Genomic DNA, 8,671 nt, shown 5'->3' on the forward strand with positions numbered 1-8,671 from the left:
CACTGGGGCGCTCATTGCTCGACTTTATCTCCTCCAGGATGACCGATCTTTCTTTTATCAGTTCTTTTCCCGCGATCTCTGATTCGAGCAGCAGTTCGGAAATCAGATTGAAGACGTCGGCGATGTGTTCAGAGAGGAACTTCGTGACGATGATCAGATTTTCCTTTGTCGTATATGCATCAAAAGAGCCTCCCAGTCCTTCGATAAACTTGACGATATCAAGGGAAGACTTCCTGGATGTTCCTTTGAACAACATATGTTCGATGAGATGGGTGATGCCGTTGTCCCGGCTCGCTTCATCCCGGGAACCGCAGTTTATGAAGAATCCCAGGGAGAATGAATAAAATTTTGAAATTTCTTCTGCTACAAGGGTTACTGTAGGGCTGATTTGTGTCTTTTTTATTCTATTCTCTGCGGATGAGATTTATCCTCCCTTGGTCGTCGATCTGATGTACTTTTACTATTATTTCATCTCCAACTTTTACCACGTCTTCGACTTTTCTTACACGCTGCCTGGAAAGCTTTGATATATGGACGAGTCCTTCTTTGCCCGGCAGGATTTCAACGAAGGCTCCGAAATTCGTTATTCTCTTCACCTTTCCGATGTATGTCTTGCCGACCTCGACTTCCTGGACGAGTGACCGAATCTTTTCCTGAGCCTGATCGACATTGTGGGCGTTGGTGCCTGATATGGTCACCTTGCCGTCGTCTTCAATATCAATGGTGACATCAAGATCAGCGATGATTTTTCTTATTATTTTACCGCCCGGTCCGATTACTTCGCCGATCTTGTCTTTGGGAATTGAAAATACGATATTCTTCGGTGCATATTGAGAAATTTCCTTTCGAGGGGCGCTGATCGTGCTGTTCATCATCTGGAGTATTTTCATCCGGGCGTCTTTTGCCCGTGTCAGCCCTTTGGTGAGGATCTCCATGTCCAGACCGGCGATCTTCAGGTCAAGCTGTATCGCGGTGATACCGTTTGCTGTTCCTGCGACCTTGAAGTCCATATCTCCGTAGTGGTCTTCGTCGCCGACGATATCGGTGAGTAAGACATATTCGTTTCCTTCTTTGATAAGCCCTATCGAAATACCGGCGACCGCGGTCTTTATCGGCACTCCGGCGTCCATCAGTGAGAGTGAAGAGCCGCATACCGTCGCCATTGAGGAAGAACCGTTCGATTCAAGGATATTGGAGACCACCCTGATTGTGTAAGGGAATGATTCTTCCGAAGGCAGAACCGGTACGATCGCCCGTTCGGCGAGGGCTCCGTGCCCGATTTCCCGACGCCCCGGTCCTCTCATCGGTCTTACTTCACCGGTTGCAAAGGGCGGAAAGTTGTAGTGAAGCATGAATGATTTGGATTCTTCACCGTAAATCGCATCTATTCGCTGCTCATCGCTCGCCGTACCCAGGGTTGTTACCGCCAGACTCTGTGTTTGTCCCCGGGTGAATATCGCTGAACCGTGTGTTCTCGGTAGAACACCGATTTCACAGGAAATAGGTCTGATTTCATCCGGACTGCGGCCGTCGATCCTCTTCTTTTCCCTCAAGACCTGATGGCGCATCTTTTTCCGCAGCAGTTCATCAACCACCCGACGGACTTTCTTCTCTATATCTTCATCCTCATCTTTCAATTTTTCCGATGCGGCTTTTATGAGTTCGTACTTCGCCAGTTCGCGTGCCTTCTTTTCCTTAAATCTATAGACCTGCTCCAGATTATCACCCAGGGCTTCTCTTATTTTATCAAATAGTTCTTTGGTCATGAAGGGGTTTGAGAAATCCAGTTTTTCTTTTCCGACATTCTCCCGGATTTCCTCCTCAAGTTTGATGATGCGTAAAATTTCCGGAACAGCGAACTTTATCGCTCCGACCACATCCTCTTCTGAAACTTCCTGGGCACCGCCTTCGATCATAACCACGGAATCTTTGGTGCCTGCGACCACCAGACTCAGTTTGCAGCATTCCTGTTCACTGACACCGGGATTTATTATATACTGTCCGTCTTTCAATCCGACCTTTACCGCGGCGAGGGGAGTGTTGAAGTTCAATTCCGAAATCAGAAGGGCGGTGGCGGCACCGATGATGCCGAGGGTGTCTGCTTCATGCTCGACATCCGAGGATAGAAGATGCGCGATGACCTGGACTTCGTTTCTGAAGTCGTCGGGGAAGAGGGTACGCAGCGGTCGATCAATAAGACGGGAGGTGAGAATTTCATTCTCCGACGGCCTGCCTTCTCTCTTTATGAAGCCACCGGGGATCTTGCCCGCGGCGAAAGAGAGCTCGCGGTAATCGACCGTAAGAGGCAGAAAATCGATACTTTCATTGATATCTTTGTTGTAATTCACACAAACGAGCAGGACCGTATCACCGTACGACACGACGCATTCACCGGCGGATTGCTTTGCAACGCGGCCCGTCTCGATTCTTAACTTCTTTTCACCGAGAATTAATTCTGCAGAATACAAATTAACCCCTTAAATGCAGGGCATCAATAATCTTCAGATACCTCGTTCTGTCCTTTCGCATCAGATAGTTGAGATGGCGCCGCCGGTCGTTCACCATCTTGATTAATCCCTGTCTTGAATGCTTGTCTTTGGGAAACTGCTTGAGATGTTCAGTGAGAATTTTAATCCGTTCGGTCAGAAGTGCAATCTGCACCTCCGGTGATCCGGTATCCTTTTCGTGCCTTCTAAAGGTTTCCATTATATTTTTCTTCTGGTCTTTTTCTAAAGCCATTATTCATTCTCCTTTCTATTTAACGTTATTATGCACATTTTTTAATAAATGTCAATGGGGTAAAGATTGTTGAAATTTTATGGATTTCGGGTATTATTATTCAGGAGATTATATGACCACATCAACAGCGAACCCTGGAGCACGGTGAAATGGCGGCGAGGAACAGGGTTATTATTCATTCTGTTATCAACATAATCTTTGCAGTTCTTTTCGGCGCCATCCTCTTCCGACTGTGTCTCGGAATGACAGTACCCGACGCCGCTGTATATTTGAAGACAGTCGGGTTCATTCTTCAGCCGGTCTTTCTGCTGCGTAATCTGTCAGACGACCTGATATTCATCATTCTTTACCTTACATTGTGGATATATGCTCTTTTGAGACAATCGGTTGCGGAAAACAGACCGGGCGGCTTGATTTTTTATCTCCGGACGATCTTCTGGGCGGCGGCTGCCGCGATTCCGTTCTTTATCTTCGGTATTCAATATTTTTCTTTACTGCGATTCAATTCGGCAATCAATTCTCAGGTGTTGCGGATCATTCCCTTCCTCAGTCTGTTCATTCTTTTCTTTCTGCTGGCACGATTCCACTTCAGACAGAGATTCACCTCTGCGCTTATCTGGACGATCAATTCGGTGACGGCGGCGATCTTTTTGATAACCTTAGCCGATTTACTTCCTATGATAAAGACCCAGCCGTTCTTTGATGTCCTCCATTACCGGATTTCTTTGATAAATGATTTTATGTATCGTTTTCCCGCACCTGCCTTTCTGCTCTTTATCGGCGTGGGATTTTTTCTATGCTTCATTATAAAAAGGTATTTTATTCTGTCCGGAAAAAACGTGGGTTCTTTGAAGAACCTCTTCTTTTCCGCCTCACTCTTTCTTCTTCTTTTTTCCTTTCTTTTTATTCTGATGAATGACTATCAAAGATATGAGAAGTTTGATTATAGTGCAGGCATCAATACAATCTATCTGACAAAATATCAGAACCGACAGAGTATCTGGTTTGATAACAGAGCCATTCGATTTCGTTCAGGCGATTTCAAGATGTCTTATCCGTTCGGAGACTTTGAACTTCCTGATACTCTTCGGGCACATGCCGGCCAGATAGCAGAGATGGGATTGATCGAGGGCTTGAGTTATTATAAATTGAGGAGGATTCTGAAGATCGCCCGGTACGGACCCCGGGATTCGACACTCTTTAATTTGCTCGGCGATTTGATCGACGAAGAGAAATATGTAATTCCTTCTTTTTTAAAGAAAACCCTCGCTGGTATCAAAACCCGGTACACAGAGAACGCCGATATCGATCTGAACGGCTGGATCGAATTCAATGATCGACCTTTTGAAGATATCGATGTCTGTTTCAGCCGACACATCGAAGCGGAGCGGGTGTACTCTGAGCCTGTATGGAAGGGCAAAACAGACAATAATGGAAAGTTCAGTTTCAACTGCTACAATGGAGTCAAACAGAAGAATTCATATTTTCTGGTCTCTTTTATGTTCCCTGATACATTTATCGGTTATGCAATAGAGTATCTAAAGGTCTGTAATCCTTTCCACCATTTTTCCGATGCCGGTTCTTATATCCTTGATACCGCCAGGATCGAGGTGAAGAAGCGAAAAGGTTCCAGAAATTTCATTACGGCGAACATCTATCCTGATGCACCGCTCGATTCATTTGAACTCTGGTTTCCGGCAATCGAACAGACCACCGGAGCAGGGATAACGGCTCATATCATTCAAGGTGGGAAGATTGTCGTGGACAGGATTTCCCTGGTCGGCTCGGCGGGTCAGGTTGATACAGAGGAACTTAAACACAGGATACTGAAAAAGACGAAGAAGTGGAGATTCTTCGGTACTCCGGACAGATGTCCGATAGAAATTTATTTAAACGCGGATAAGGGCTGGTAGGATTCAGGGATTGATCCGACGCGCGAGCAATTTCCCCAGGTAATCGTATTCAATATTGACGAAAGAGCCGACTCTCAATCTTCCCAGGGTCGTCTCTTTCAGGGTATAGGGGATGAGGCTGACGGCGAAAATATTACCGGAGACGTATGAGAGTGTCAGGCTTACGCCGTCCAGGGCGATGGAACCTTTCGGTATCAAATACCGGGCGTTTCCAGAACCTGCCTGGAAATAGTATTCATTCTTTTTTATCCGGATGCATTTACCCACTTCATCGATATGCCCAAGCACGATATGGCCTCCGATGCGGCCGTCGAACTTCAGGGCGCGTTCAAGATTTACATAATCACCGCGCTTCCAGTCCTGCATCGTGGTTATTCTCTTCGTCTGTCTCATCGCCTGCACACTGAATTCATTTTCACCGACATCCGCGACAGTAAAACAGATCCCCTGGACCGCGATACTGTCGCCCTTTTTGTTTTCAAGGTCGGATTCAATGAATATTTGATTTCTTACAATCTTTTTTATTCGTCCTTTTTCTTCAATTATGCCTGTAAACATGATATAATAAATCCTCCCCGCTCTTTTCTTTTTTTCTGTAATTTGATAAAACATATTGCAGAAGATTCTCCGAAATCGACAGTCCTTTTTCAATACGGTGCGGCGCCATGAAGAGGAATATTTCGTCATATAGGGCTTCATTGAAAAATTGCGCGAATATCTTTCCGCCGCCCTCGACCAGTATCGAATTTATCCCGGCTTCGGTGAGTCTCTTCAGTATCGTCTTTAATGAATATTCTTTTCCTTCGAGGTAGATGAAGTTCACCCCTGCTTCGGTCAATCTCTTTATCTTGTCCGGTTCATTTCCAGAGTCGGTTATGATGAATCTTTTCACCCCGGGTTTCAGAAAATTGGCGTTCAGGGGGATTCTCAGATGGGGGTCGATCACCACCCTCGCCGGATTGTTTCTGCCGACGAGGCGGTCCGTCAAAAGAGGATCGTCGGCAAGTACTGTATTTATGCCGACCAGCACCGCACCCACCCGGCTTCTCAGAGAATGCACCCACCTTCGTGACGGTTCTGAGGTGATGTATTTTCCTTTGTATCCTGAGAGTTTGCCGTCTTCTGAAACGGCTATCTTCAGTATCACATAGGGCGTTTTCGTGGTGATGAATTTTTTGTAGATTCGATTAATCTCTTCTGCAGCGGCTGATAAGACGTTCGTCGTTACTTTAATATTGTTCTTCTTTAAAAACTCCATTCCTTTGCCGTTCACAGCAGGGTTCGGGTCGATCATTCCGATCACCACCCTTTTTATTCCCGCCCTGCAGATCGCATGCACACAGGGAGGGGTGTGGCCGGTACTGCAGCACGGTTCAAGATTCACGTAGAGTGTAGCATTCTTTGCCCTGGCTCCGGCGTCGGTGAGTGCGACCACCTCTGCATGCGCTTCACCTCTTCTTCTGTGGAACCCTGTTCCGACGATCCGATTGTTCTTTGTGATTACCGCACCGACCAGCGGATTGATACTGGTCCTGCCGCCGCCTTTTTTCGCCAGAGAAACAGCCCTTTGCATGAACATTATGTCATAGTCTTTTTGAATATCCGCCATTTCGGAAAGTATAATCGTGTAGATTCAGAAGTCAAGAGACCGTGATGAATAAGGAACAGAAGTGTGTCTTTAACAGATGCGGGGCAGGCCTTCGGCTTCGGTCTGGAGCAGGGGATGGATACCGCCGATCCTGGTTTTCAACCAGACTCCCGGAGGTTCATCCACCACTTCACCGATGATTGCGGCATTCTTGCCCAGGGGATGCGCCCTGAGTTTTTTGAGGAGTCTACCGCCGGCTTTTTTGCTGACGACGGCGATCAATTTCCCTTCATTCGCGATATAGAGCGGATCAACCCCGAGTATTTCAGAGACGCCGATGACTTCTTTTTTAATGGGGATCTTTTTTTCGTCAAGCACGATGCCGAGTTCAGTATCATCGATTATTTCATTCAGCACCGAAACGACTCCGCCGCGGGTCGGGTCCCGCATACACCGCAGCTCACCTTTGAATCCGGTCAGGTTCCTGGTGAGAAGATTCAAAGGGGCGCAGTCACTCTTTATATTCGAGCGCAGGCCGAGATTCAGTCTTTCGTTCATTACGGCGATTCCGTGGTCGCCGACCGTGCCGCTCACCAGCACCAGGTCGCCGGGTTTTATCTTATCTTTTGACAGGGGGATTTTGATGACACCGACCCCTGAAGTGGTGATGAATATCTTATCCGCCTTACCTTTTTCCACTACCTTGGTGTCGCCGCAGACGACCGCAACCCTTGCCTTTCTGGCGGCGGCGGCTGCTGATTTAAGAATTCTCTTCAGGTCTTTTATCGGGAAGCCTTCTTCGATGATCATGGAGAATGCAATGAATCCGGGCACGGCACCTTTCATTGCAAGGTCATTGACCGTGCCGTAGATTGCAAGTTTTCCGATGTCGCCGCCGGGGAAGAAGAGCGGCTGGATTACATAGGAGTCAGTGGTGAAGGCGAGATTGTTTTCTTTTATCTTCAGTTCGGCAGAATCCTCGAGCTTTTTCAGAGTTCTGTGGGTGAAGTATTTCAGGATGATCTTTTTTATGAGGCGGCTGCTCGACAGGCCGCCGGCTCCATGGCTCATTCTGATATTCTTTTCAGTCATAGCAGGGTCAGACAAGGGTTATTTCATACGTGTCGCGGAGAAATCCACGGGCATCATGTTTTTCCTTGAAACGGCCGAGTCCCCAGTTCGGCTCCATATTCAGGGTGAATGTTCCGAGATCAAGGAAACGGATTCCTCTGTTTCGTCCCCATTTGATGATTTCGTAAAAGAGTAGATTGATGGGTCGGTAATTCTGGAACTTCTCGTCATGGCTGATATAGAAGGCGAGGGTTACGTTCTTGTTGGTATTGAAGAGCACGACTCCGCCGATCATCCTCTCTTTTAAATAGGCGGCGAAGAGGATGATCTCTTCGGGAAACAGTCTTTTCAATTTCAGGAGTTCTTCGATGGTGTGGGTGGGTGATACATTGTGTCTCATTCCCAGGTTATGTTCCAGAATTTTATAGAAGGTTTTGAAGTCGTCGGAGATTTTGACATATACCCCTTCACGAAGCGCCTTTTTCGTGGAACGCCGGGCGTCTGAATGGAAGGTCATAAGCGGCTCGGCACAGGAGAGGGGGATTACCGCGGTGATCTCCCGTTTTAAATAGCGGAATCCGTTTTTCAACAGGGCGAAATCGATGTATTGATTGGGTTCGGTGTAGTAGATCAACGGTGTCTGGGTGAGGATGATTCTTTTGTAGCCCTTCTCTTTGAAGTATTTAGTCAGATGCTCCACCATAATACAGACTTTATGGATACCCAGCCGGTTCTTCAGAACGAATCCGCCGTAAGAAGCGCCCTGGTGGGATATTATCGTCTTTTCCTTTTCCACCGCGGGAAAGAGCGCGATGATATTCGTCTTCTCTTTTATGATACAGTGAAAATTTTTGAATCGGTTCTGTGGATGGTAGCTTAAAAATTTCAGATAATGGAACATCGTGCCGTTGTTGGCGGCGGCGACGAATGCTTCCCATTGCCCGTTCTCTTTTTCAGTCAGCCTGTGAACTTCCATCTGTGGATTGAGTATAATGAAAGGGCGAAAAATGTCAATAGTCAAAAACCTCCCCCTTTCTCCTCTTCTCCTCCCCCTTGATGGGGGAGGATTAAGGTGGGGGTGATCTTTCTTCCAGCACCGCTCCCATTCACCCTCTCTCCGTTTCTCCCTTTCCCAACGCTCTCAACGATCCCAACGTCCTGTTCTTTCCAAATCCGAAATCCGAAATGCCTTTATTCTTTCTCCTGTCATTCTGATCTGACTGATTAGGAGGCATTATATTCCCATTACGATGGGATTCAGGCATTGATGGGTAGTCTGAGGTTGATTAGGATAACGATTATAGTCAGTTTATCAATGGTCTTAAGTATGCGGTGATTACGCTCCCGGGTGTTTCTGATC

General features: G+C 46.9%; 8 protein-coding genes. 1 reads left to right on the forward strand and 7 read right to left on the reverse strand.

Annotated elements, in window-relative coordinates; genetic code table 11:
- The 3 genes from ENI34_00485 to ENI34_00495 form a co-directional block, all read right to left on the reverse strand.
- Positions 1-256 (reverse strand): hypothetical protein (locus ENI34_00485; protein ID HEC77603.1); only part of this gene is annotated, 256 nt, incomplete at its 3' end.
- Positions 257-404: 148 nt separating this feature from the next.
- Entirely contained in the window at positions 405-2,468 is a 2,064-nt protein-coding gene (locus ENI34_00490; protein ID HEC77604.1) for a polyribonucleotide nucleotidyltransferase, read from the reverse strand.
- Position 2,469: 1 nt separating this feature from the next.
- A complete protein-coding gene (locus ENI34_00495; GenBank protein HEC77605.1) occupies positions 2,470-2,739 on the reverse strand; it encodes a 30S ribosomal protein S15 in 270 nt (89 codons plus the stop codon).
- Positions 2,740-2,888: 149 nt separating this feature from the next.
- Between ENI34_00495 and ENI34_00500 the strand changes: the two genes are divergently transcribed.
- Entirely contained in the window at positions 2,889-4,652 is a 1,764-nt protein-coding gene (locus ENI34_00500; protein ID HEC77606.1) for a hypothetical protein, read from the forward strand.
- A 3-nt stretch (positions 4,653-4,655) separates the two neighbouring features.
- On the opposite strand, the gene ENI34_00505 is transcribed toward ENI34_00500, so the two are convergent.
- The 4 genes from ENI34_00505 to ENI34_00520 form a co-directional block, all read right to left on the reverse strand.
- Positions 4,656-5,351: a riboflavin synthase gene (locus ENI34_00505; GenBank protein ID HEC77607.1), complete on the reverse strand. Its 696-nt coding sequence runs from the start codon at positions 5,349-5,351 to the stop codon at positions 4,656-4,658.
- The gene (gene ribD / locus ENI34_00510; GenBank protein ID HEC77608.1) at positions 5,191-6,261 is read right to left on the reverse strand and encodes a bifunctional diaminohydroxyphosphoribosylaminopyrimidine deaminase/5-amino-6-(5-phosphoribosylamino)uracil reductase RibD; all 1,071 of its coding nucleotides are present in this window, start codon (positions 6,259-6,261) and stop codon (positions 5,191-5,193) included. The genes ENI34_00505 and ribD overlap by 161 nt, the downstream gene beginning before the upstream one ends.
- A 69-nt stretch (positions 6,262-6,330) precedes the next feature.
- Entirely contained in the window at positions 6,331-7,332 is a 1,002-nt protein-coding gene (hypE, locus tag ENI34_00515) for a hydrogenase expression/formation protein HypE (GenBank protein ID HEC77609.1), read from the reverse strand.
- Between the two features lie 7 nt (positions 7,333-7,339).
- Positions 7,340-8,287: a GNAT family N-acetyltransferase gene (locus ENI34_00520; protein HEC77610.1), complete on the reverse strand. Its 948-nt coding sequence runs from the start codon at positions 8,285-8,287 to the stop codon at positions 7,340-7,342.
- Positions 8,288-8,671: the final 384 nt, after the last annotated feature.

It is taken from the genome of candidate division WOR-3 bacterium, from assembly GCA_011052815.1.
Lineage (GTDB): Bacteria > Hydrothermota > Tepidihabitantia > SM23-42 > SM23-42 > DRIG01.

Excerpts from the sequence above, each read along its gene's own strand:
- ENI34_00495 (HEC77605.1), bottom strand. The coding sequence starts at position 2,739 with ATGGCTTTAGAAAAAGACCAGAAGAAAAATATAATGGAAACCTTTAGA.
- ENI34_00500 (HEC77606.1), top strand. The coding sequence starts at position 2,889 with ATGGCGGCGAGGAACAGGGTTATTATTCATTCTGTTATCAACATAATC.
- ENI34_00505 (HEC77607.1), bottom strand. The coding sequence starts at position 5,351 with ATGAAGCCCTATATGACGAAATATTCCTCTTCATGGCGCCGCACCGTA.
- ribD (HEC77608.1), bottom strand. The coding sequence starts at position 6,261 with ATGGCGGATATTCAAAAAGACTATGACATAATGTTCATGCAAAGGGCT.
- hypE (HEC77609.1), bottom strand. The coding sequence starts at position 7,332 with ATGACTGAAAAGAATATCAGAATGAGCCATGGAGCCGGCGGCCTGTCG.
- ENI34_00520 (HEC77610.1), bottom strand. The coding sequence starts at position 8,287 with ATGGAAGTTCACAGGCTGACTGAAAAAGAGAACGGGCAATGGGAAGCA.